The organism is Escherichia sp. MOD1-EC5950 (assembly GCF_002965345.1).
GTDB classification, from domain to species: domain Bacteria; phylum Pseudomonadota; class Gammaproteobacteria; order Enterobacterales; family Enterobacteriaceae; genus Escherichia; species Escherichia marmotae.
The window spans coordinates 1-22712 of sequence record NZ_PTSR01000021.1; the positions used below are offsets into that span (position 1 = coordinate 1).

The window sequence follows — 22712 nt, forward strand, 5'->3', positions numbered from 1 at the left end:
AGCAATTTGTGCAGCGGAAAACCAATCCACGGCACCACCATCGACCATGCTTCTACGCAACGCATACGATAAATCCGCTCTTCCAGCGGGAAACGACGGGTCAGTGCATCATGATCGAGGGTTAACGGCTTAGCGACTTCACCGCTGATTTTCAACGTCCACGGATCAGTTTTCAGACTGCCGGCATTTGCCGCTGGATCGGCTTTATCCAGTCCGAACTCATAGAAGTTGTTATAGCCGGAAACTTTATCTTCCGGCGTCAGTGGCAGGTTATTTTGCCAGGCGGCAGGCCTGCTGAATTCTAATGGCTTTCCGGCTGGTGCGGGCGGGCGATCGTTACCCTTAAACCAGCTAAGCAGGTCGGCATGAGTAGTGGTTGGTAGAGAAAGTGCAGCAGCGCTGATGCCTAACGTTTTCAGAATCTGCCGACGTTGCATAAAAAAAGCCGATTCGGCAGTGACATCGGCTTCTGTAAGTTGACGAATTTTTTTCATAACAGACTCCCGGTATGCTCCTGATTACTATGGCAGGGAGAATGTCAAAGTGCTGCTAAAATTCGTTAACGATATGTAAATTATTTTGTGCGAAATCTTAGCTTATTTTTACCAATGTGCGCCCTTGCACCTGGTTATTAATAATGGCTTCAGCAAACTTCGGAGCATCTGCCAGCGAAATTTCTTTTGCTGCCTGCGAATAGAATGATTCCGGTAGATCTGCGACCAGACGCTGCCAGGCTTGCGCGCGGCGTTCTGGTGGCGTCATGACTGAATCCACCCCTTGTAAACGGACATTACGCAGAATGAACGGCATTACCGTGGTTGGCAGGGCAAAGCCACCCGCCAGACCACAGGCTGCCACACAGCCACCGTAGTTCATTTGTGCCAGTACTTTCGCCAGCACTTTGTCGCCAACAGTATCAATCGCGCCAGCCCAAAGCTGTTTTTCCAGTGGACGGGATTCAGCAAACTCATCGCGCGGCAAAATACGGCTGGCACCTAACCTTTTCAGGTATTCATGGGTACTTTCACGACCAGAAACGGCAACGACCTGATAACCCAACTTATGCAACAGTGCTACGGCCGTACTGCCGACGCCGCCGCTGGCGCCCGTAACGACAATTTCGCCATCCTGCGGATGAATACCGGCATCTTCCAGCGCCATTACGCACAGCATGGCGGTAAACCCGGCAGTACCAATAACCATCGCTTTACGCGCGTCCAGACCTTGCGGCATGGCAACCAGCCAGTCACCTTTCACGCGCGCCTGCTGTGCCAGCCCGCCCCAGTGGTTTTCACCAACGCCCCAACCGGTGAGTAACACTTCCTGACCGGCATGAAAACGAGGATCTTCACTGGCGCGTACGATTCCTGCGAAGTCTATGCCAGGAATCATCGGAAAATTGCGGATGATTTTTCCTTTACCGGTAATCGCCAGCGCATCTTTATAATTCAGGCTCGACCAGTGGACATCGACCGTCACATCGCCTTCCGGCAGGCGACTTGCGTCCAGAGTCTGTACAGATGCGAGGGTTTTGCCGTCCTGCTGTTCTAAAAGTAACGCCTGCATAAGAGGTCCTCATGTGCATGATGGATTGGAAAATAATTTCTGAAGACTATACTCGCTAATGGAAAAGCAAAGCCGATGAAGCGCAATAAATTGCGAGATAAATCTGATTTGCTGGTATGCCCGCGTCCTCACTATCGGAGTTAACACAAGGATGAGATTAACGACGAAATTTTCGGCCTTTGTCACGCTGCTCACCGGGTTAACAATTTTTGTGACTCTGCTGGGCTGCTCGCTTAGTTTCTACAACGCCATTCAGTATAAGTTTAGTCATCGTGTTCAGGCAGTGGCGACGGCGATCGATACCCATCTTGTGTCGAATGACTTCAGCACATTGAGGCCACAAATCAGCGAACTGATGATGTCGGCGGATATCGTTCGCGTGGATCTTTTGCACGATAAAAAACAGGTTTATACCCAGTCCCGCAATGGCAGCTACCGTCCGGTTGGTACTAGCGATCTGTTTCGCGAGCTGACTGTACCGTTGATTAAACATCCGGGGATGTCTCTGCATTTGGTGTATCAGGACCCGATGGGCAACTATTTCCACTCGCTGATGACCACTGCACCGCTCACTGGTGCGATTGGATTTATCATTATTATGCTCTTCCTGGCTGTACGCTGGTTGCAACGGCAACTTGCCGGGCAAGAACTGCTGGAAACCCGCGCCACTCGTATCTTAAACGGTGAGCGCGGCACGAATGTGCTGGGCACCATCTATGAATGGCCGCCAGGGGCCAGCAGTGCACTGGATACGCTGCTTTGCGAAATTCAGAATGCGCGCGAACAGCACAGTCGTCTCGATACGCTGATTCGTTCCTATGCTGCGCAGGATATTAAAACTGGCCTCAATAACCGCCTCTTTTTCGACAACCAACTGGCAACGTTACTGGAAGATCAGGAGAAAGTAGGGACTCACGGGATCGTGATGATGATCCGCCTGCCGGATTTCAATATGTTGAGCGACACCTGGGGGCACAGTCAGGTTGAAGAACAACTCTTTACCCTGACAAATTTGTTATCGACATTTATGATGCGCTATCCGGGGTCGCTGCTGGCACGTTATCACCGTAGCGATTTTGCCGTGCTGTTGCCACACCGGACATTAAAAGAGGCGGAGAGCATTGCCGGGCAATTGATCAAGGCGGTTGATACCTTACCGAGTAATAAAATGCTCGATCGTGATGATATGATTCACATCGGCATCTGTGCCTGGCGTAGTGGGCAGGATACCGAACAGGTGATGGAACATGCTGAATCCGCTACGCGCAATGCGGGATTACAAGGCGGCAACAGTTGGGCCATTTACGATGACTCGTTACCTGAAAAAGGGCGCGGTAACGTTCGTTGGCGTACGCTCATTGAGCAAATGCTTAGCCGCGGCGGCCCGCGTCTTTATCAGAAACCGGCGGTTACCCGTGAGGGGCAGGTTCATCACCGCGAGCTGATGTGCCGCATCTTTGATGGTAATGAAGAGGTCAGCTCGGCGGAATATATGCCGATGGTGTTGCAGTTTGGCTTATCGGAAGAGTATGACCGCCTGCAAGTCAGTCGCCTCATCCCGCTGCTACGCTATTGGCCGCAAGAAAATCTGGCGATTCAGGTCACCGTTGAGTCGTTGATTCGTCCACGTTTCCAGCGTTGGCTACGCGATACGTTGATGCAATGTGAAAAATCGCAACGAAAACGCATAATTATTGAACTTGCAGAGGCTGATGTTGGTCAACATATCGGTCGCTTGCAACCTGTTATTCGTTTAGTGAATGCTTTAGGGGTTCGGGTCGCCGTCAACCAGGCCGGATTGACGCTGGTAAGTACCCGTTGGATCAAAGAACTTAATGTTGAATTACTCAAGCTCCATCCGGGGCTGGTAAGAAACATTGAGAAGCGAACAGAGAATCAATTGTTGGTTCAGAGCATGGTAGAAGCGTGTTCCGGGACCAACACTCAGGTTTACGCTACGGGCGTACGTTCGCGAAGCGAGTGGCAGACCCTGATTCAGCGCGGGGTTTTAGGTGGACAGGGGGATTTTTTCGCGTCCTCACAGCCACTTGATACTAACGTGAAAAAATATTCACAAAGATACTCGGTTTAACCTGCCGTTTGATCCGTTTTCACGTAGAATAATGCGCGCTGCGTTTCACGGGAGCGTGCTTGTCTGTTCGCCAGATTGTTGCAGCACATATGCAGATGAATGACCTTACGCAGTTGCAAACAGGCGAGGAATGCTACTGATGCATTTAGCCTCTCTGGACTCAGGTAGAGATTTGTAACAAAGGAAACAAACTGCACTAATTTTCACCGCAGCAGATGATTTTTGCGCCTTGTCGCTGCTGCGTGTGGTTGGTAAAGTAAGCGGATTTTCTTTTCCGCCCCAGCTTTCAGGATTATCCCTTAGTATGTTGAAAAAATTTCGTGGCATGTTTTCCAATGACTTGTCCATTGACCTGGGTACTGCGAATACCCTTATTTATGTAAAAGGACAAGGCATCGTATTGAATGAGCCTTCCGTGGTGGCCATTCGTCAGGATCGTGCCGGTTCACCGAAAAGCGTAGCTGCAGTAGGTCATGACGCGAAGCAGATGCTGGGCCGCACGCCGGGCAATATCGCTGCCATTCGCCCAATGAAAGATGGCGTTATCGCTGACTTCTTTGTGACTGAAAAGATGCTCCAGCACTTTATCAAACAAGTGCACAGCAACAGCTTTATGCGTCCAAGCCCGCGTGTTCTGGTTTGTGTGCCGGTTGGTGCTACCCAGGTTGAGCGCCGTGCTATTCGTGAATCCGCGCAGGGCGCAGGTGCCCGCGAAGTCTTCCTGATTGAAGAACCGATGGCCGCAGCAATCGGTGCAGGCTTGCCGGTATCTGAAGCAACCGGTTCAATGGTGGTTGATATCGGTGGCGGTACTACTGAAGTTGCCGTTATTTCTCTGAACGGCGTGGTTTACTCCTCTTCTGTACGTATCGGTGGTGACCGCTTCGACGAAGCGATCATCAACTACGTTCGCCGTAACTATGGCTCTTTGATCGGTGAAGCGACCGCAGAACGTATCAAACACGAAATCGGTTCTGCTTATCCGGGCGATGAAGTCCGTGAAATCGAAGTTCGTGGCCGTAACCTGGCAGAAGGTGTGCCACGCGGCTTTACGCTGAACTCCAACGAAATCCTTGAAGCGCTGCAAGAGCCGCTGACCGGCATCGTTAGCGCGGTGATGGTTGCGCTGGAACAGTGTCCGCCGGAACTCGCTTCCGACATCTCCGAGCGCGGAATGGTGCTCACTGGCGGTGGTGCGTTGCTGCGTAACCTTGACCGTTTGTTAATGGAAGAAACCGGCATTCCAGTTGTTGTTGCTGAAGACCCGCTGACCTGTGTGGCGCGTGGTGGCGGCAAGGCGCTGGAAATGATCGACATGCACGGCGGCGACCTGTTCAGCGAAGAGTAATCGGATGCAGGCAGGGGAAGCGTCTGTTTACCCTGCCTGATCTGATACGAGAATACGCATAACTTATGAAGCCAATTTTTAGCCGTGGCCCGTCGCTACAGATTCGCCTTATTCTGGCGGTGCTGGTGGCGCTCGGCGTTATTATTGCCGACAGTCGCCTGGGGACGTTTAGTCAAATCCGTACTTATATGGATACCGCCGTCAGTCCTTTCTACTTTATTTCTAATGCTCCTCGAGAATTGCTGGATGGCGTATCGCAGACGCTGGCCTCGCGCGATCAACTAGAACTTGAAAACCGGGCGTTACGTCAAGAACTGCTGTTGAAAAACAGCGAGCTGCTGATGCTTGGACAATACAAACAGGAGAACGCGCGTCTGCGCGAGCTGCTGGGTTCTCCGCTGCGTCAGGATGAGCAGAAGATGGTGACCCAGGTTATCTCTACGGTTAACGATCCGTACAGCGATCAGGTTGTTATCGACAAAGGCAGCGTTAACGGGGTTTATGAAGGTCAGCCGGTCATCAGCGATAAAGGTGTTGTTGGTCAGGTGGTAGCGGTCGCAAAACTGACCAGCCGCGTGCTGCTGATCTGTGACGCGACCCATGCGCTGCCAATTCAGGTACTTCGTAACGATATCCGCGTAATTGCAGCGGGTAACGGTTGTACTGATGATTTACAACTTGAGCATCTGCCAGCGAATACTGATATTCGTGTTGGTGATGTATTGGTGACATCTGGTCTTGGTGGTCGTTTCCCGGAAGGTTATCCGGTGGCAGTCGTCTCTTCCGTGAAGCTCGATACCCAGCGCGCTTATACCGTGATTCAGGCTCGTCCGACTGCGGGTCTGCAACGTTTGCGTTATCTGTTGCTGCTGTGGGGCGCGGATCGTAACGGCGCTAATCCAATGACGCCGGAAGAAGTGCATCGCGTTGCTAATGAACGCCTGATGCAAATGATGCCGCAGGTGTTGCCTTCGCCAGATGCAATGGGACCAAAACTTCCGGAACCGGCAACGGGAATTACCCAGCCAGATCCGCAGCAACCAGCAACGGGTACTGCCACTAACCGCTCTCCACAAGGGGTTACGCCGCCGCAAAGTGGTGCTCAACCGCCTGCACGTGCGCCGGGAGGGCAATAGTGGCGAGATATCGTAGCCAGGGACGCTGGGTTATCTGGCTCTCTTTCCTCATCGCGTTGTTACTACAAATTATGCCCTGGCCGGATAACCTCATCGTTTTCCGGCCAAACTGGGTATTACTCATTTTATTGTATTGGATCCTGGCCTTGCCCCATCGCGTAAATGTGGGCACAGGTTTTGTGATGGGTGCCATACTGGATCTGATCAGCGGTTCTACGCTCGGTGTCCGGGCGTTGTCGATGAGTATCATTGCTTATCTGGTAGCGCTGAAATTCCAGCTTTTCCGCAACCTGGCATTATGGCAGCAGGCGCTGGTCGTCATGTTGCTTTCGCTGGTAGTGGATATTATTGTTTTCTGGTCAGAGTTTTTGGTGATCAACGTCTCTTTCAGACCCGAAGTGTTCTGGAGTAGTGTAGTCAATGGTGTGCTCTGGCCGTGGATTTTCTTGCTGATGCGCAAAATCCGTCAGCAGTTTGCAGTGCAATAAAGGTTTCTATGACTTCTCTGTATTTAGCTTCCGGTTCTCCACGTCGTCAGGAGTTACTTGCGCAACTTGGCCTCACTTTCGAACGTATTGTTACGGGCATTGAGGAGCAGCGTCATCCGCAGGAGAGCGCGCAGCAGTATGTTGTGCGTCTGGCGCGCGAAAAAGCGCAAGCGGGCGTAGAGCAAGCAGCGCAGGATTTGCCGGTGCTGGGGGCGGATACTATCGTGATCCTGAACGGAGACGTGTTAGAGAAACCGCGCGACGCAGAACATGCGGCGCAGATGTTACGCAAATTATCGGGACAGACCCATCAGGTAATGACAGCAGTGGCGCTGGCCGACAGCCAGCACATTCTCGATTGCCTGGTGGTTACCGATGTGACTTTCAGAATGTTAACAGGTGAAGACATCGCGGGCTATGTCGCCAGCGGTGAACCGTTAGATAAAGCAGGTGCATACGGTATTCAGGGGCTGGGTGGTTGTTTTGTCAGGAAGATAAATGGCAGCTATCACGCCGTAGTCGGCTTACCGCTGGTTGAAACGTATGAATTATTAAGTAATTTTAACGCACTGCGTGAGAAAAGGGATAAACATGACGGCTGAATTGTTGGTAAACGTAACGCCTTCGGAAACGCGAGTGGCGTATATTGATGGCGGCATTCTGCAGGAAATTCATATTGAACGTGAGGCGCGACGCGGAATCGTAGGCAATATCTACAAGGGTCGTGTAAGTCGTGTACTTCCGGGTATGCAGGCGGCTTTTGTAGATATTGGGCTGGAGAAAGCCGCGTTTCTACACGCTTCTGACATTATGCCGCACACCGAATGTGTGGCGGGCGAGGAACAAAAGCAGTTCACGGTACGCGACATTTCGGAACTGGTCCGCCAGGGGCAAGATCTGATGGTACAGGTGGTGAAAGACCCTCTGGGCACCAAAGGCGCGCGCCTGACCACGGATATCACGCTGCCGTCTCGCTATCTGGTGTTTATGCCTGGCGCATCCCACGTTGGGGTTTCCCAACGCATTGAAAGTGAATCCGAACGTGAACGCCTGAAAAAAGTGGTCGCAGAGTATTGTGACGAGCAGGGTGGGTTTATCATCCGTACCGCAGCGGAAGGTGTTGGCGAAGCAGAACTGGCTTCCGATGCCGCTTATTTGAAGCGCGTGTGGACTAAAGTGATGGAGCGTAAAAAGCGCCCACAGACTCGTTATCAACTGTATGGCGAACTGGCGCTGGCACAGCGTGTCCTGCGTGATTTTGCTGATGCCGAACTGGACCGTATTCGCGTTGACTCGCGTCTGACTTACGAAGCATTGCTGGAGTTTACCTCGGAATACATTCCTGAGATGACCAGCAAGCTGGAGCATTACACGGGCCGCCAGCCGATTTTCGATCTCTTTGATGTAGAAAATGAAATTCAGCGGGCGCTGGAGCGCAAAGTTGAGCTGAAGTCCGGTGGCTATCTGATTATCGATCAGACCGAAGCAATGACTACTGTGGATATTAATACCGGGGCGTTTGTCGGTCATCGCAATCTGGACGACACCATTTTCAATACCAATATTGAAGCGACGCAGGCTATTGCTCGCCAGTTACGGTTGCGTAACCTGGGCGGGATTATCATCATTGATTTCATTGACATGAATAATGAAGATCACCGTCGTCGCGTGCTTCATTCACTGGAACAGGCGTTGAGCAAAGACCGGGTAAAAACCAGCGTTAACGGTTTCTCGGCGCTGGGACTGGTGGAGATGACGCGTAAGCGAACCCGCGAAAGTATTGAGCACGTACTGTGTAATGAATGCCCAACCTGCCACGGTCGCGGAACGGTGAAAACGGTGGAAACCGTATGTTATGAAATCATGCGAGAAATCGTTCGTGTGCACCATGCTTACGACTCTGACCGTTTCCTGGTCTATGCTTCTCCGGCAGTAGCCGAAGCCTTGAAAGGCGAAGAGTCGCACTCACTGGCGGAAGTGGAAATTTTCGTTGGCAAACAGGTTAAAGTACAAATTGAACCGCTCTATAACCAGGAGCAGTTTGATGTCGTTATGATGTAAACAGATGCTGGGTCGCCATCCGGCAAAGGGTTTTTGAGTCACATTTTTAGCAGACAAGGAGTGACGGGTGAGGCGATTGCCGGGGATTTTACTGCTTACTGGAGCCGCGCTCGTTGTGATCGCTGCGCTGCTGGTCAGCGGCCTGCGTATTGCTTTACCGTACCTCGACGCCTGGCGTCCGGAAATCCTCAACAAAATAGAATCTGCTACCGGAATGCCGGTGGCTGCCAGTCAACTCTCTGCCAGTTGGCAGAATTTTGGTCCGACGCTTGAAGCACGCGACATTCGTGCAGAGCTAAAAGATGGCGGTGAGTTTTCGGTTAAACGCGTCACCCTGGCGCTGGATGTCTGGCAGAGCCTGCTGCATATGCGCTGGCAGTTTCGCGATCTCACTTTCTGGCAACTGCGCTTTCGCACCAATACACCAATTTCCAGCGACAGCGGTAATGACAGCCTGGAAGCCAGCCACATCAGCGATCTTTTTCTACGCCAGTTCGATCACTTCGATCTCCGCGATAGCGAAGTCAGCTTTCTGACGCCATCAGGCCAGCGTGCTGAACTGGCGATCCCGCAACTTACCTGGCTTAACGATCCGCGTCGGCACCGTGCGGAAGGCCAGGTAAGTCTCTCCAGTCTTACCGGACAGCACGGCGTGATGCAGGTGCGGATGGATCTGCGTGATGACGAGGGGTTGTTAAGCAACGGTCGCGTATGGCTACAGGCTGATGATATCGACCTGAAACCGTGGCTGGGTAAATGGATGCAGGACAACATTGCGCTGGAAACGGCGCAGTTCTCGCTGGAAGGCTGGATGACGATCGACAAAGGCGATGTGACCGGTGGCGACGTCTGGCTGAAACAGGGCGGCGCAAGCTGGTTGGGTGAGAAGAAAACGCATTCGCTGTCGGTGGATAATCTGACCGCACATATTACGCGTGAAAATCCGGGCTGGCAGTTTTCTATTCCTGATACTCGTATCACTATGGACGGCAAACCCTGGCCAAGCGGGGCATTGACGCTGGCCTGGATACCGGAACAGGACGTTGGTGGGAAAAATAATAAACGCAGTGACGAACTACGTATTCGCGCCAGCAATCTGGAACTGGCTGGGCTGGAAGGCATACGCCCGTTGGCAGCGAAACTTTCACCTGCTTTGGGGGATATCTGGCGTTCCACGCAACCGAGCGGCAAGATCAACACGTTGGCGCTGGATATCCCGCTTCAGGCTGCAGAAAAGACCCGCTTTCAGGCATCGTGGAGCGATCTGGCCTGGAAGCAATGGAAATTACTACCGGGGGCGGAACATTTCTCCGGGACGCTTTCCGGTAGCGTAGAAAATGGTTTGCTTACCGCTTCCATGAAGCAGGCGAAAATGCCTTACGAAACGGTATTTCGTGCGCCGCTGGAAATTGTCGACGGCAAGGCGGCCTTAAGCTGGCTGAATAACGATAAGGGTTTTCAGCTCGATGGCCGCAATATTGATGTCAAAGCCAAAGCCGTCCATGCGCGTGGTGGTTTCCGCTACCTGCAACCGGCTAATGATGAACCCTGGCTTGGCATTCTGGCTGGCATCAGTACCGATGATGGTTCGCAAGCCTGGCGCTATTTCCCGGAAAACCTGATGGGTAAAGACCTGGTTGATTACTTAAGTGGGGCGATTCAGGGTGGTGAGGCGGAGAACGCGACGCTGGTTTATGGCGGCAATCCGCATCTTTTTCCATACAAACACAACGAAGGTCAGTTTGAGGTGTTGGTGCCGCTGCGTAATGCGAAGTTTGCTTTCCAGCCGGACTGGCCAGCATTAACTAATCTCGATATTGAACTGGACTTTATTAACGACGGTTTATGGATGAAAACCGATGGCGTTAATCTGGGTGGCGTGCGTGCCAGCAATCTCACCGCAGTGATCCCTGACTACTCGAAAGAAAAGTTGCTGATTGATGCTGACATAAAAGGTCCGGGCAAAGCTGTTGGCCCTTATTTTGATGAGACGCCGCTGAAGGATTCGCTGGGGGCGACCCTGCAAGAACTCCAGCTCGACGGCGATGTGAATGCTCGCTTACATCTCGATATCCCGCTGGACGGCGAGCTGGTTACAGCGAAAGGCGAAGTGACGCTGCGTAACAACAGTCTGTTTATCAAACCGCTTGATAGCACTCTGAAAAATTTGAGCGGCAAATTCAGCTTTATCAATGGCGATCTACAAAGTGAATCACTAACCGCAACCTGGTTTAACCAGCCACTGAACGTGGATTTTTCCACCAAAGAAGGGGCGAAAGCCTACCAGGTTGCGGTGAATCTCAACGGCAACTGGCAACCAGCGAAAACTGGCGTTCTGCCTGAAGCGCTGAATGAAGCGTTAAGCGGCAGTATGGCATGGGATGGTAAAGTGGGCATTGAGCTACCTTATCAAGCTGGCGCAACGTATGACGTTGAACTGAACGGCGATCTGAAGAATGTGAGCAGTCACTTACCTTCACCGTTAGCCAAACCTGCTGGCGAACCGTTGCCAATTAACGTTAAGGTCAACGGCAATCTCAACAGCTTTGAATTAACCGGACAGGCAGGCGCGGATAACCATTTCAATAGCCGCTGGTTGCTCGGTCAAAAGCTGACGCTCGATCGCGCCATCTGGGCGGCAGACAGCAAAACGCTCCCTCCGTTACCGGAGCAAAGTGGTGTTGAACTCAATATGCCGCCGATGAACGGTGCCGAGTGGCTGGCCTTGTTCCAGAAAGGCGCAACGGAAAAAGTTGGCAGCGCAGCGAGTTTCCCTCAGCACATTACGCTACGTACACCGATGTTGTCGCTGGGAAATCAGCAATGGAATAACCTGAGCATTGTTTCGCAACCGATGGCAAATGGTACGCAGGTCGAGGCGCAAGGGCGTGAAATCAACGCTACGCTGGCGATGCGTAATAACGCACCGTGGTTAGCGAATATCAAATATCTCTATTACAACCCGAGCGTGGCAAAAACTCGTGGTGATTCAACGCCGTCATCACCTTTCCCGACAACGGAGCGTATCAGCTTCCGTGGCTGGCCGGATGCGCAAATACGTTGCGCAGAATGTTGGTTATGGGGGCAAAAATTCGGCCGCATCGACAGTGATATCACCATTTCCGGCGATACGTTAACCCTGACCAACGGGCTGATTGATACCGGTTTCTCGCGGCTCACTGCTGATGGTGAATGGGTTAATAATCCCGGAAATCAACGGACATCGCTGAAAGGAAAACTGCGCGGACAGAAAATTGATGCTGCCGCAGAATTTTTTGGTGTTACGACGCCAATACGCCAGTCATCATTTAATGTGGATTACGATTTGCACTGGCGTAAATCGCCGTGGCAGCCAGACGAGGCGACATTGAACGGCATCATTCATACACAACTGGGCAAAGGTGAAATTACCGAAATTAGCACCGGACATGCCGGACAGTTGCTGCGCTTATTGAGTGTTGATGCCCTGATGCGTAAGCTGCGCTTTGATTTCAGGGATACCTTTGGCGAAGGGTTCTATTTTGACTCCATTCGCAGCACCGCGTGGATTAAAGACGGCGTTATGCACACTGACGACACGCTGGTGGATGGCCTGGAAGCGGATATCGCCATGAAAGGATCGGTAAATCTGGTGCGTCGCGATCTCAATATGGAAGCGGTTGTCGCGCCAGAGATTTCTGCGACAGTGGGCGTGGCTGCGGCCTTTGCGGTTAACCCGATTGTCGGCGCGGCAGTGTTTGCCGCCAGTAAAGTGCTGGGGCCGCTGTGGAGTAAGGTCTCCATTTTGCGCTATCGCATTTCTGGTCCGCTGGATGCTCCGCAAATCAACGAAGTGTTGCGTCAGCCGCGTAAAGAAAAAGCGCAATGATTTGACGAGGGCATGTAATTGCCCCAATCTCATAAGATAATCGTTGCCATAAAACCAACGAACCGGAACAAACCGCAGGCCGGATAAGGCGTTTACGCCGCACCCGGCAGCCGTAAAAAATCCTCTACCGCAGTAACTAACGAGTAGCAAAAACGATGAGTCTGAACCTGGTAAGTGAACAATTGCTAGCGGCGAACGGCCTGAAACATCAGGACTTGTTCGCGATCCTCGGTCAACTGGCCGAACGTCGCCTTGATTATGGCGATCTCTATTTTCAGTCGAGCTATCACGAGTCCTGGGTTTTAGAAGACCGCATTATCAAAGATGGTTCTTACAACATCGATCAGGGTGTTGGTGTGCGTGCAATCAGCGGTGAAAAAACCGGGTTTGCTTACGCAGACCAAATCAGCCTGCTGGCGCTGGAGCAGAGCGCGCAAGCGGCGCGCACCATCGTCCGTGATAGTGGCGATGGCAAAGTACAAACACTGGGCGCGGTAGAGCATAGCCCGCTGTATACCTCGCTTGATCCGCTGCAAAGCATGAGCCGCGAAGAGAAGCTGGATATCCTGCGCCGCGTCGATAAAGTTGCCCGCGAAGCGGACAAGCGCGTACAGGAAGTGACTGCCAGCCTGAGCGGCGTCTATGAATTAATTTTGGTCGCGGCGACTGACGGAACTCTGGCGGCGGATGTCCGCCCTCTGGTGCGTCTTTCCGTGAGCGTTCTGGTCGAAGAAGATGGTAAACGCGAACGTGGTGCCAGCGGCGGCGGCGGTCGTTTCGGTTATGAGTTCTTCCTTGCTGACCTCGATGGTGAAGTTCGCGCTGATGCATGGGCGAAAGAAGCAGTGCGTATGGCACTGGTCAATCTTTCCGCCGTTGCCGCGCCTGCGGGGACTATGCCGGTTGTTCTCGGCGCTGGCTGGCCGGGCGTGTTGTTGCATGAAGCGGTCGGTCACGGCCTGGAAGGCGACTTCAACCGCCGTGGTACATCGGTCTTTAGTGGCCAGCTCGGTGAGCTGGTGGCTTCTGAACTGTGTACCGTGGTTGATGACGGTACGATGGTTGATCGCCGTGGTTCGGTGGCGATTGATGACGAAGGCACACCAGGTCAATACAACGTGTTGATTGAGAACGGGATCCTGAAAGGTTACATGCAGGATAAACTCAATGCGCGTTTAATGGGTATGACGCCGACCGGCAATGGTCGCCGTGAATCTTACGCTCACCTGCCAATGCCGCGTATGACCAACACCTACATGCTGCCGGGTAAATCGACACCGCAGGAAATCATTGAATCCGTTGAGTATGGTATCTATGCGCCGAACTTTGGCGGCGGTCAGGTAGATATCACCTCTGGTAAATTTGTCTTCTCCACCTCAGAAGCGTATCTGATTGAAAACGGTAAAGTGACGAAGCCGGTGAAAGGCGCAACGTTGATTGGTTCCGGTATCGAAACCATGCAGCAGATTTCGATGGTGGGCAACGACCTGAAACTGGATAACGGCGTGGGTGTCTGCGGTAAAGAAGGGCAGAGCCTGCCGGTTGGCGTAGGTCAGCCGACGCTGAAAGTCGATAACCTGACTGTTGGTGGTACAGCGTAATCTGTCCAGGACGGTAAGCGTCGCATCAGGCATCGGTTGCCGGATGCGGCGTGAATGCCTTATTCGACCTGCGCTAAGGAATTACTTCTCTTTCCCACGCCCGTGCATCTCCTGAAAAAGTTTTCCTACCTCGACAAAATAATCCGTTAATGAGTTGATCACTACCTGCACCTTTAACGGCAACTTATCTTTTTCGGTATATAGCGCATAAACCGGGCGAGGATCTGACTGGTAACGCGGCAGCAGGATCTCCAGGTCCCCGCGATTGATCTCATTGATCACCCACATCAGCGGCACGTAGGCGATCCCCGCCCCAGCAGTTAGCCAGCGAACCAGCGTCATCGGATCGTTAGTGACAAATCGCCCTTGTGGGATGAGGCGCGTTGAGATCCCTTCCGGAGCGATCAGTTCAAATTCATTGTCCGGGCGCACACTGTATTCAAGCCATGAATGACTACTTAAATCGGCTGGTTTTTCCGGTACGCCATACTGTGTGAGATAGCTTTTGGCGGCGCACACCACCATTGGCATCGCGCCCAGGCGGCGGGAAAACAGGCTGGAATCTTGTAATGCGCCAACGCGGATCACCACGTCAAGGCCATCGGCAATCAGGTCAGGTGCAGGAATGCCCGTGACCAGATTTACGCTTAAGCCCGGGTACTCTTTCAGCATTTTTGCCGTCAGCCCCGCGAGAACATTTTGTGCCATAGTTGAAGAACAGCCAATACGTAGCGTGCCGATGGGCGTGTTATTGAAAGCATACAGTTGCTCATGAACATCCTGCACTTCATGGAGCATTCGGCGACAGCCTTGATAGTAAATTTTACCCGCTTCGGTCAGGCCAATGCTACGCGTGCTGCGGTTTAGTAGCTTAACCTGCAACTCATCTTCCAGTTTAGATACCGTCTGACTGATGGATGATACGCTCATCTGTAACTGCCTGGCGGCGGCGGTAAAAGAGCCAAATTCAACTACTTTGGCAAAAACCGACATGCGTTTTAGTCGTTCCATTATTCACTCTGACTTAAAAGTGATTTAGATCACATAATATAGATAACAGCATAACAGTTACGCTAATATATTAAATATTAATCTACAGCAATGTTGCTCTCGCCCGGCTTTCCATGCCCTTCTCTGCGGCGACAGATGCTGAAAATAATGACGCCTGCTCTCTCTATACAACCAAGGTCAACATGAGTCTGTTTCCCGTTATCGTGGTGTTTGGGCTGTCCTTCCCACCGATATTTTTCGAATTGCTTTTATCACTGGCGATTTTTTGGCTAGTGCGCCGGGTACTTGTGCCAACAGGTATCTACGACTTTGTCTGGCATCCGGCGTTGTTCAACACCGCGCTCTATTGCTGTTTGTTTTATTTGATATCGCGACTGTTCGTTTGAGGTTGAAGTGAAAACACTAATAAGAAAATTCTCCCGTACGGCCATTACGGTCGTATTAGTCATTCTGGCCTTCATCGCAATTTTTAATGCCTGGGTCTATTACACCGAATCTCCGTGGACGCGTGACGCGCGCTTTAGCGCCGACGTGGTGGCAATTGCGCCGGATGTCTCCGGTCTCATTACCCAAGTGAATGTTCATGATAACCAGTTGGTGAAAAAAGGGCAGGTACTGTTCACCATCGACCAGCCGCGCTATCAAAAGGCGCTCGAGGAAGCACAAGCCGACGTTGCTTATTATCAGGTGCTGGCACAGGAAAAGCGCCAGGAGGCCGGACGTCGTAACCGTCTCGGCATACAGGCGATGTCTCGCGAAGAGATCGACCAGGCCAACAACGTGCTGCAAACGGTCCTGCATCAGTTAGCGAAAGCGCAGGCGACCCGCGATCTGGCAAAACTGGATCTTGAACGCACAGTGATCCGCGCGCCAGCAGATGGCTGGGTGACCAACCTCAACGTCTATACCGGTGAATTTATCACGCGGGGATCAACGGCCGTTGCACTGGTGAAACAGAACTCCTTCTATGTGTTGGCCTATATGGAAGAAACCAAACTGGAAGGTGTACATCCGGGATATCGCGCAGAGATCACGCCGCTTGGTAGCAATAAAGTGCTGAAAGGTACGGTCGATAGCGTTGCTGCCGGAGTCACTAACGCCAGCAGCACGCGTGATGACAAAGGTATGGCGACTATCGACTCTAACCTGGAGTGGGTGCGTCTGGCGCAGCGTGTTCCGGTACGTATTCGTCTCGACAACCAGCAAGATAACATCTGGCCTGCCGGGACTACCGCCACTGTGGTGGTTACGGGTAAACAAGATCGCGACGAAAGTCAGGATTCGTTCTTCCGAAAAATGGCTCATCGCCTGCGCGAGTTTGGTTAATCACGATGGGTATTTTCTCCATTGCTAACCAACATATTCGCTTCGCGGTAAAACTGGCGACCGCCATTGTGCTGGCGCTGTTTGTTGGTTTTCATTTTCAGCTTGAAACGCCACGCTGGGCGGTACTGACAGCGGCGATTGTTGCCGCAGGTCCGGCCTTTGCAGCCGGTGGAGAACCGTACTCGGGCGCTATTCGCTATCGCGGCTTTTTGCGCATCATCGGCACATTTATAGGCTGTATTGCCGGGTTGGTGATCATTATTGCGATGATCCGCGCGCCATTGTTGATGATTCTGGTGTGCTGTATCTGGGCCGGTTTTTGTACCTGGATTTCTTCGCTGGTACGAGTAGAAAACTCCTATGCGTGGGGGCTGGCGGGTTACACCGCGCTGATCATTGTGATCACCATTCAGCCGGAACCGCTACTTACGCCGCAGTTTGCTGTTGAACGTTGCAGCGAAATCGTCATGGGTATTGTGTGCGCTATTGTGGCGGATCTGCTCTTTTCTCCGCGATCGATTAAGCAAGAGGTGGATCGTGAACTGGAAAGTTTGCTGGTGGCGCAATATCAGTTAATGCAACTGTGTATCAAACATGGCGATGGTGAAGTCGTCGATAAAGCCTGGGGTGACCTGGTTCGACGCACCACGGCGCTGCAAGGAATGCGCAGCAACCTGAATATGGAATCTTCCCGCTGGGCACGCGCCAATCGACGTTTAAAAGCGATCAATACGCTGTCGCTGACGCTGATCACTCAGTCTTGCGAAACCTGGCTGATTCAGAATTCGCGCCCGGAATTGATCACAGATACTTTCCGCGAATTTTTTGACACGCCGGTAGAAACTGCGCAGGACGTCCATAAGCAGCTAAAGCGCCTGCGGAGAGTTATTGCCTGGACCGGGGAGCGCGAAACGCCCATCACCATTTATAGCTGGGTCGCGGCGGCAACGCGCTATCAGTTGCTCAAGCGAGGCGTCATCAGCAACACCAAAATCAACGCGACCGAAGAAGAGATCCTGCAAGGCGAGCCGGAAGTAAAAGTAGAGTCAGCCGAGCGTCATCATGCGATGGTCAATTTCTGGCGCACAACACTTTCCTGCATTCTGGGGACGCTGTTCTGGCTGTGGACCGGATGGACCTCTGGCAGTGGTGCAATGGTAATGATCGCAGTAGTGACCTCGCTGGCAATGCGTTTGCCTAATCCACGCATGGTAGCGATCGACTTTATCTACGGGACGCTGGCGGCGCTGCCGTTAGGGCTGCTCTACTTTTTGGTGATTATCCCCAATACCCAACAGAGTATGTTGCTGCTTTGCCTTAGTCTGGCGGTGCTGGGATTCTTCCTCGGTATCGAAGTGCAGAAACGGCGGCTGGGATCGATGGGAGCGTTAGCCAGTACCATTAACATTATTGTGCTGGATAACCCGATGACCTTTCAGTTCAGCCAGTTTCTCGACAGCGCGTTGGGGCAAATTGTCGGCTGTGTGCTGGCGTTTATTGTCATTCTTTTAGTGCGGGATAAATCGCGTGATCGAACCGGACGCGTACTGCTTAATCAGTTTGTTTCTGCTGCTGTTTCCGCAATGACCACCAATGTTGCGCGTCGTAAAGAGAACCATCTGCCGGCGCTTTATCAGCAGTTGTTTTTGCTGATGAATAAATTTCCCGGCGATTTACCGAAATTTCGCCTGGCGTTGACGATGATTATCGCACACCAGCGCCTGCGCGATGCGCCGATCCCGGTTAACGATGATTTATCGGCATTCCACCGACAAATGCGACGTACCGCGGACCACGTTATTTCTGCCCGTAGCGATGACAAACGCCGTCGTTACTTCGGGCAGTTGCTGGAAGAACTGGAGATTTACCAGGAAAAGTTACGCATCTGGCAAGCACCGCCGCAGGTTACAGAACCGGTGTATCGGCTTACCAGTATGCTCCATAAGTATCAACATGCGCTGACCGATAGTTAAGTCAAAACCGACGGCAAAAGGTGTCAGTTGATATTGCTGATATACTCCAAATTGCCTGATGCACTACGCTTATCAGGCCTACAAAATTGCATTATATTGAATTTGCACACCCTGGTAGGCCGGATAAAGCGTTCACGCCGCATCCGACATCAACAACGCGCACTTTGTCAATCATCTGAGCCGACGCCAAAAGCGTCGGTTTTTTCATGGCTATACTTAGCGATGATCGGCAGAACTCGCCGCGAAACGTGATGGTGGCAACAGATGAATATCTATAGCTTTGATTTTGATGAGATTGAGAGTCAGGAGGACTTTTATCGCGACTTTCGCCAAACCTTTGGTCTGGCGAAAGATAAGGTACGCGATCTCGACTCTCTGTGGGATGTGTTAATGAACGATGTCCTGCCACTACCGCTGGAGATTGAGTTTGTTCATCTGGGAGAGAAAACGCGTCGCCGTTTTGGCGCGTTAATACTGTTGTTTGATGAGGCAGAAGAAGAGCTGGAAGGACATTTGCGTTTTAATGTTCGCCATTAGCGCAAAAAAAAGCCTCCGAACCGGAGGCAATCTCGTCGGACAAGACGATGAGGGTTTATTTGTACAGTTCAGCCGTGGCGTGCCAGGTATCACCGCTACGAGCTTCAGTAATCTGGTAGGCCGTTGCGCCCTTCTCTTCCGCTTTTTTGTTCAGCATTTCACGCATATCCATCGGTGAAGAGGCAACGCCACTTACGGATACAGTACCGATAGCTTCACGATTTTGTGCTTGTGCAGCATCAATGGAATCGGCAGCGAATGCACCGAAAGAGAGAACAGAAAATACGCTTAATGCAGCAACAGTGGTTTTGATTTTCATGATTTTTACCTCGACATAATCTTTTAGTTGGGTCTTTGTTTCGTGACCCATATCACAAAATCAAGTATACACTAATTATTGAGCTAATTAATACCACGCTAACTGTTTCTATTGAATGTAAATTGTTAAAAATTTTAACCTTTATAACAAATTGGAATTTAAAATAGGGTGATTTATAGTAAATGGCATTAATTTCAATAAGATATGTTTTTTTGCATAATGTGCGTTTTTTACTTTATGTATTCGATGTGTGAATTTTTTGTCTCAAGAAACGCACTATTCGTTAAATAAATGGCAGGGAAAACAAGGGGGACAGGGGACTGCAACATTTTCCCCGCCGCCAGAAGCGACGGGGCAAGAGATTAAAGCTCCTGATCGAACAGCTCTAAGATCGCTTCATACAGGTCTTTGACGGTGAAACCTTTGGCAGGGGTGGTAAAGATGGTGTCATCGCCAGCAATGGTGCCAAGAATACCTTCTGCTTTGCCCAAAGAGTCCAGCAGACGCGCAATTAACTGTGCCGCGCCGGGGCTGGTATGAATCACCACAACAGCGTCGTTGTAGTCGATATCCAGCACCAGATTTTTCAGCGGGCTGGACGTGGTTGGTACGCCCAGTTCAGCAGGTAGGCAGTAAACCATTTCCATTTTGGCATTGCGGGTACGTACAGCACCAAACTTGGTCAACATCCGCGAGACTTTAGACTGATTAATATTGTCAAAGCCTTGCTCCTGCAATGCGGCGACGATTTCGCCCTGGGAGCTAAATTTCTCTTCTTTAAGTAACGCTTTAAACGCTTTAACTAATTCTTCTTGCTTAGCCGAGCTTCGCATAAGTCACCCGATATGGTGGTTGATACAACATTATTGTGCATACAGATGAATTTTTATGCAAACAGTCTGCCCTGGAGAAGGCTGAAATAATGTTATGAAAGAGCGGGATTTTATCAAATTTCGTTATTGAGAAACATGCCTGTGTCACGGCGCGTAAATTTCGCTTAAAAGTAAATTAATTGTTATCAAATTGATATTGTTTTGGCTGAACGGTAGGGTATATTGTCACCACCTGTTGGAATGTAGCTCTGATGCATAAGCGGCTGTTAATTACGTAAGTTAGCTCCCTGATTACGTCAATTAAATGCATAAACGCCAAATTTGCGTGACTACACATTCTTGAGAAGTGGTCATTGTAAACTGTGAATTTGTGGATTAAGGTCGCGGCAGCGGAGCAACATATCTTAGTTTATCAATATAATAAGGAGTTTAGGATGAAAGTCGCAGTCCTCGGCGCTGCTGGTGGTATCGGCCAGGCGCTTGCATTACTGTTAAAAACCCAACTGCCTTCAGGTTCAGAACTCTCCCTGTATGATATCGCTCCAGTCACTCCCGGTGTGGCCGTCGATCTGAGCCATATCCCTACTGCTGTGAAAATCAAAGGTTTTTCTGGTGAAGATGCGACTCCGGCGCTGGAAGGTGCGGATGTTGTTCTTATTTCCGCTGGCGTAGCGCGTAAACCGGGTATGGATCGTTCCGACCTGTTTAACGTTAACGCTGGGATCGTGAAAAACCTGGTACAGCAAGTCGCGAAAACCTGCCCGAAAGCGTGCATTGGTATTATCACTAACCCGGTTAATACCACTGTGGCTATCGCTGCAGAAGTGCTGAAAAAAGCCGGTGTTTATGACAAAAACAAGCTGTTTGGCGTCACTACGCTGGATATCATTCGTTCCAACACCTTTGTTGCGGAACTGAAAGGCAAACAACCGGGTGATGTAGAAGTGCCGGTTATTGGCGGTCACTCTGGCGTTACCATTCTGCCGTTGCTGTCGCAGGTTCCTGGCGTCAGCTTTACCGAGCAAGAAGTGGTTGATCTGACCAAACGTATCCAGAACGCGGGTACTGAAGTGGTTGAAGCGAAAGCCGGTGGCGGGTCTGCAACTCTGTCTATGGGCCAGGCGGCTGCACGTTTTGGTCTGTCTCTGGTTCGTGCGCTGCAGGGCGAAAAAGGCGTAGTAGAGTGTGCCTATGTTGAAGGTGACGGTCAGTACGCACGTTTCTTCTCTCAACCGCTGCTGCTGGGTAAAAACGGCGTGGAAGAGCGTAAATCTATCGGCACTCTGAGTGCATTTGAACAGAACGCGCTGGAAGGTATGCTCGATACGCTGAAGAAAGATATCGCTCTGGGCGAAGAGTTCGTTAATAAATAATTGATTAGTAGATAATAAAAAACCGGAGCAACGTCTCCGGTTTTTTGTGCTTAACTCCGGCCTTAATTGGTCGCCGGATATTCCTGAATCGTAACCTGCAACGTTAACTGCTTATCGTCACGCATCACTACAACCGGGATCACCGAACCAGGGCGAATTTCTGCTACCTGATCCATCGTCTCCAGAGCAGAGATGGCCGGTTTGTTATCCACAGAGATAATCAGATCGTTGACCTGGATACCCGCGTTAGCTGCCGGGCCATCAGGTGACACTTCATTAACCACGATCCCTTGCAGTTGATCGATGCCGCCACCCTGGGCGTGCAGAGGAGCAATCTCGCGTCCACCGATACCAATGTAGCCACGGATCACGCGACCATCGCGGATCAACTTATCCATAATTTTGGTCGCTAACTGGAAGGGAATTGCAAAGCCGATACCTTCCGGCGTTTCGCCATCGTTACTCTTATCAAACGACAGCGTGTTGATGCCCATCAATTCGCCCAGCGAGTTAACCAGCGCGCCGCCGGAGTTACCGTGGTTAATGGAGGCATCGGTTTGCAGGAAGTTTTGCCGTCCGGTTGGGTTCAGGCCGATTCGACCCGTGGCGCTGATAATCCCCTGAGTAATGGTTTGTCCGAGGTTGTACGGGTTACCGATCGCCAGCACTACATCGCCAATGTGCGGTACGCGACGAGCATTAATTGGGATAGTGGGTAAACCGCCAGTGGCATTAATTTTAAGCACTGCCAGATCGGTCAGAGAGTCAGATCCCACCAGTAACGCTTCAAAAACACGACCATCCTGTAAGGCGACGATGATCTGATCGGCGTCGTTGATCACGTGTTTGTTGGTGATGATATAACCGCGTTGATCCATGATCACACCAGATCCCAGCGTGCGGATCTCAAGCTGATTGTGTGAGGTCGTATTTAAACCACGGTTATAGACGTTGACTACTGCTGGCGCAGCGCGGCGAACCGCCAGATTATAGCTGGCAGGCGTCTCATCGGTACTGTCGAATTGCGGCGTGGAAAGCGGGTTAATGCTGCGCAGCGAAGGCATGGCAACCAGCAGAATAGCGCCGACAATTAATCCAATCGCAACGGAACGTAAGAGCTTCACAAACATGATGGAGGCGTCGTTAATAAAGGGAACGGCAGCAGCATACCACGAGTTAA

The 22712-nt window shown here is 51.4% G+C and carries 19 protein-coding genes; 13 read left to right on the top strand and 6 right to left on the bottom strand.

The window, feature by feature from the left end; translation table 11 throughout:
* On the bottom strand, nucleotides 1–494 hold a 494-nt coding region (locus BEA93_RS17840), incomplete at its 3' end, for a molybdopterin-dependent oxidoreductase (RefSeq protein ID WP_157945144.1).
* 97 nt (nucleotides 495–591) lie between these two features.
* Nucleotides 592–1566: an acrylyl-CoA reductase (NADPH) gene (acuI, locus tag BEA93_RS17845; protein ID WP_001148445.1), complete on the bottom strand. Its 975-nt coding sequence runs from the start codon at nucleotides 1564–1566 to the stop codon at nucleotides 592–594.
* 151 nt (nucleotides 1567–1717) lie between these two features.
* On the opposite strand from acuI, the gene csrD reads away from it, so the two are divergent.
* From csrD to tldD, 8 genes are all read left to right on the top strand, one after another.
* Nucleotides 1718–3658 (top strand): RNase E specificity factor CsrD, encoded by a 1941-nt coding sequence (csrD, locus tag BEA93_RS17850; RefSeq protein WP_016249262.1) that lies wholly within the window; start codon nucleotides 1718–1720, stop codon nucleotides 3656–3658.
* A 304-nt stretch (nucleotides 3659–3962) separates the two neighbouring features.
* Nucleotides 3963–5006 carry a rod shape-determining protein MreB gene (mreB, locus tag BEA93_RS17865; protein ID WP_000913396.1) on the top strand — a complete coding sequence of 348 codons (1044 nt, stop codon included), beginning with the start codon at nucleotides 3963–3965 and terminating at the stop codon, nucleotides 5004–5006.
* A gap of 65 nt (nucleotides 5007–5071) precedes the next feature.
* Complete coding sequence (gene mreC, locus BEA93_RS17870) at nucleotides 5072–6142, top strand: rod shape-determining protein MreC (RefSeq protein ID WP_000802529.1); 1071 nt, start codon at nucleotides 5072–5074, stop codon at nucleotides 6140–6142.
* Nucleotides 6142–6630 carry a rod shape-determining protein MreD gene (mreD, locus tag BEA93_RS17875; RefSeq protein ID WP_000135266.1) on the top strand — a complete coding sequence of 163 codons (489 nt, stop codon included), beginning with the start codon at nucleotides 6142–6144 and terminating at the stop codon, nucleotides 6628–6630. The genes mreC and mreD overlap by 1 nt, the downstream gene beginning before the upstream one ends.
* A gap of 8 nt (nucleotides 6631–6638) precedes the next feature.
* Complete coding sequence (yhdE, locus tag BEA93_RS17880; RefSeq protein WP_105224856.1) at nucleotides 6639–7232, top strand: nucleoside triphosphate pyrophosphatase YhdE; 594 nt, start codon at nucleotides 6639–6641, stop codon at nucleotides 7230–7232.
* Nucleotides 7222–8691 (top strand): ribonuclease G, encoded by a 1470-nt coding sequence (gene rng / locus BEA93_RS17885; RefSeq protein WP_000123205.1) that lies wholly within the window; start codon nucleotides 7222–7224, stop codon nucleotides 8689–8691. The genes yhdE and rng overlap by 11 nt, the downstream gene beginning before the upstream one ends.
* A gap of 67 nt (nucleotides 8692–8758) precedes the next feature.
* Nucleotides 8759–12559 carry an AsmA2 domain-containing protein YhdP gene (yhdP, locus tag BEA93_RS17890; protein WP_105224855.1) on the top strand — a complete coding sequence of 1267 codons (3801 nt, stop codon included), beginning with the start codon at nucleotides 8759–8761 and terminating at the stop codon, nucleotides 12557–12559.
* Between the two features lie 155 nt (nucleotides 12560–12714).
* Entirely contained in the window at nucleotides 12715–14160 is a 1446-nt protein-coding gene (gene tldD, locus BEA93_RS17895; RefSeq protein WP_001517185.1) for a metalloprotease TldD, read from the top strand.
* A gap of 81 nt (nucleotides 14161–14241) precedes the next feature.
* Here the strand turns inward: tldD and aaeR are convergent, their stop codons facing one another.
* A complete protein-coding gene (gene aaeR / locus BEA93_RS17900; RefSeq protein ID WP_000440306.1) occupies nucleotides 14242–15171 on the bottom strand; it encodes an HTH-type transcriptional activator AaeR in 930 nt (309 codons plus the stop codon).
* Between the two features lie 182 nt (nucleotides 15172–15353).
* Here aaeR and aaeX point away from each other — a divergent pair, with 182 nt between their 5' ends.
* The 4 genes from aaeX to BEA93_RS17920 all read left to right on the top strand — a co-directional run bounded on the left by aaeX (nucleotide 15354) and on the right by BEA93_RS17920 (nucleotide 19007).
* Entirely contained in the window at nucleotides 15354–15557 is a 204-nt protein-coding gene (gene aaeX, locus BEA93_RS17905; RefSeq protein WP_000051841.1) for a p-hydroxybenzoic acid efflux pump operon protein AaeX, read from the top strand.
* 7 nt (nucleotides 15558–15564) lie between these two features.
* Nucleotides 15565–16497 (top strand): p-hydroxybenzoic acid efflux pump subunit AaeA, encoded by a 933-nt coding sequence (gene aaeA, locus BEA93_RS17910; RefSeq protein ID WP_000854025.1) that lies wholly within the window; start codon nucleotides 15565–15567, stop codon nucleotides 16495–16497.
* 5 nt (nucleotides 16498–16502) lie between these two features.
* Entirely contained in the window at nucleotides 16503–18470 is a 1968-nt protein-coding gene (aaeB, locus tag BEA93_RS17915; protein WP_000510989.1) for a p-hydroxybenzoic acid efflux pump subunit AaeB, read from the top strand.
* Nucleotides 18471–18734: 264 nt separating this feature from the next.
* Nucleotides 18735–19007, top strand: a complete 273-nt coding sequence (locus tag BEA93_RS17920; protein WP_001028998.1) for a barstar family protein — start codon at nucleotides 18735–18737, stop codon at nucleotides 19005–19007.
* 55 nt (nucleotides 19008–19062) lie between these two features.
* Here the strand turns inward: BEA93_RS17920 and yhcN are convergent, their stop codons facing one another.
* On the bottom strand, nucleotides 19063–19326 hold the full coding sequence (gene yhcN, locus BEA93_RS17925) for a peroxide/acid stress response protein YhcN (RefSeq protein ID WP_105224854.1): 264 nt from the start codon (nucleotides 19324–19326) through the stop codon (nucleotides 19063–19065).
* Nucleotides 19327–19688: 362 nt separating this feature from the next.
* Complete coding sequence (gene argR, locus BEA93_RS17930; RefSeq protein ID WP_001257843.1) at nucleotides 19689–20159, bottom strand: transcriptional regulator ArgR; 471 nt, start codon at nucleotides 20157–20159, stop codon at nucleotides 19689–19691.
* A gap of 434 nt (nucleotides 20160–20593) precedes the next feature.
* Between argR and mdh the strand changes: the two genes are divergently transcribed.
* Nucleotides 20594–21532: a malate dehydrogenase gene (gene mdh, locus BEA93_RS17935; RefSeq protein ID WP_010377442.1), complete on the top strand. Its 939-nt coding sequence runs from the start codon at nucleotides 20594–20596 to the stop codon at nucleotides 21530–21532.
* A gap of 62 nt (nucleotides 21533–21594) precedes the next feature.
* Here the strand turns inward: mdh and degS are convergent, their stop codons facing one another.
* Nucleotides 21595–22662, bottom strand: a complete 1068-nt coding sequence (gene degS / locus BEA93_RS17940; protein ID WP_000497718.1) for an outer membrane-stress sensor serine endopeptidase DegS — start codon at nucleotides 22660–22662, stop codon at nucleotides 21595–21597.
* Between the last annotated feature and the right edge of the window lie 50 nt (nucleotides 22663–22712).

Excerpts from the sequence above, each read along its gene's own strand:
- acuI (WP_001148445.1), bottom strand. The coding sequence starts at position 1,566 with ATGCAGGCGTTACTTTTAGAACAGCAGGACGGCAAAACCCTCGCATCT.
- csrD (WP_016249262.1), top strand. The coding sequence starts at position 1,718 with ATGAGATTAACGACGAAATTTTCGGCCTTTGTCACGCTGCTCACCGGG.
- mreB (WP_000913396.1), top strand. The coding sequence starts at position 3,963 with ATGTTGAAAAAATTTCGTGGCATGTTTTCCAATGACTTGTCCATTGAC.
- mreC (WP_000802529.1), top strand. The coding sequence starts at position 5,072 with ATGAAGCCAATTTTTAGCCGTGGCCCGTCGCTACAGATTCGCCTTATT.
- yhdE (WP_105224856.1), top strand. The coding sequence starts at position 6,639 with ATGACTTCTCTGTATTTAGCTTCCGGTTCTCCACGTCGTCAGGAGTTA.
- rng (WP_000123205.1), top strand. The coding sequence starts at position 7,222 with ATGACGGCTGAATTGTTGGTAAACGTAACGCCTTCGGAAACGCGAGTG.
- tldD (WP_001517185.1), top strand. The coding sequence starts at position 12,715 with ATGAGTCTGAACCTGGTAAGTGAACAATTGCTAGCGGCGAACGGCCTG.
- aaeR (WP_000440306.1), bottom strand. The coding sequence starts at position 15,171 with ATGGAACGACTAAAACGCATGTCGGTTTTTGCCAAAGTAGTTGAATTT.
- aaeX (WP_000051841.1), top strand. The coding sequence starts at position 15,354 with ATGAGTCTGTTTCCCGTTATCGTGGTGTTTGGGCTGTCCTTCCCACCG.
- aaeB (WP_000510989.1), top strand. The coding sequence starts at position 16,503 with ATGGGTATTTTCTCCATTGCTAACCAACATATTCGCTTCGCGGTAAAA.
- BEA93_RS17920 (WP_001028998.1), top strand. The coding sequence starts at position 18,735 with ATGAATATCTATAGCTTTGATTTTGATGAGATTGAGAGTCAGGAGGAC.
- yhcN (WP_105224854.1), bottom strand. The coding sequence starts at position 19,326 with ATGAAAATCAAAACCACTGTTGCTGCATTAAGCGTATTTTCTGTTCTC.
- argR (WP_001257843.1), bottom strand. The coding sequence starts at position 20,159 with ATGCGAAGCTCGGCTAAGCAAGAAGAATTAGTTAAAGCGTTTAAAGCG.
- mdh (WP_010377442.1), top strand. The coding sequence starts at position 20,594 with ATGAAAGTCGCAGTCCTCGGCGCTGCTGGTGGTATCGGCCAGGCGCTT.
- degS (WP_000497718.1), bottom strand. The coding sequence starts at position 22,662 with ATGTTTGTGAAGCTCTTACGTTCCGTTGCGATTGGATTAATTGTCGGC.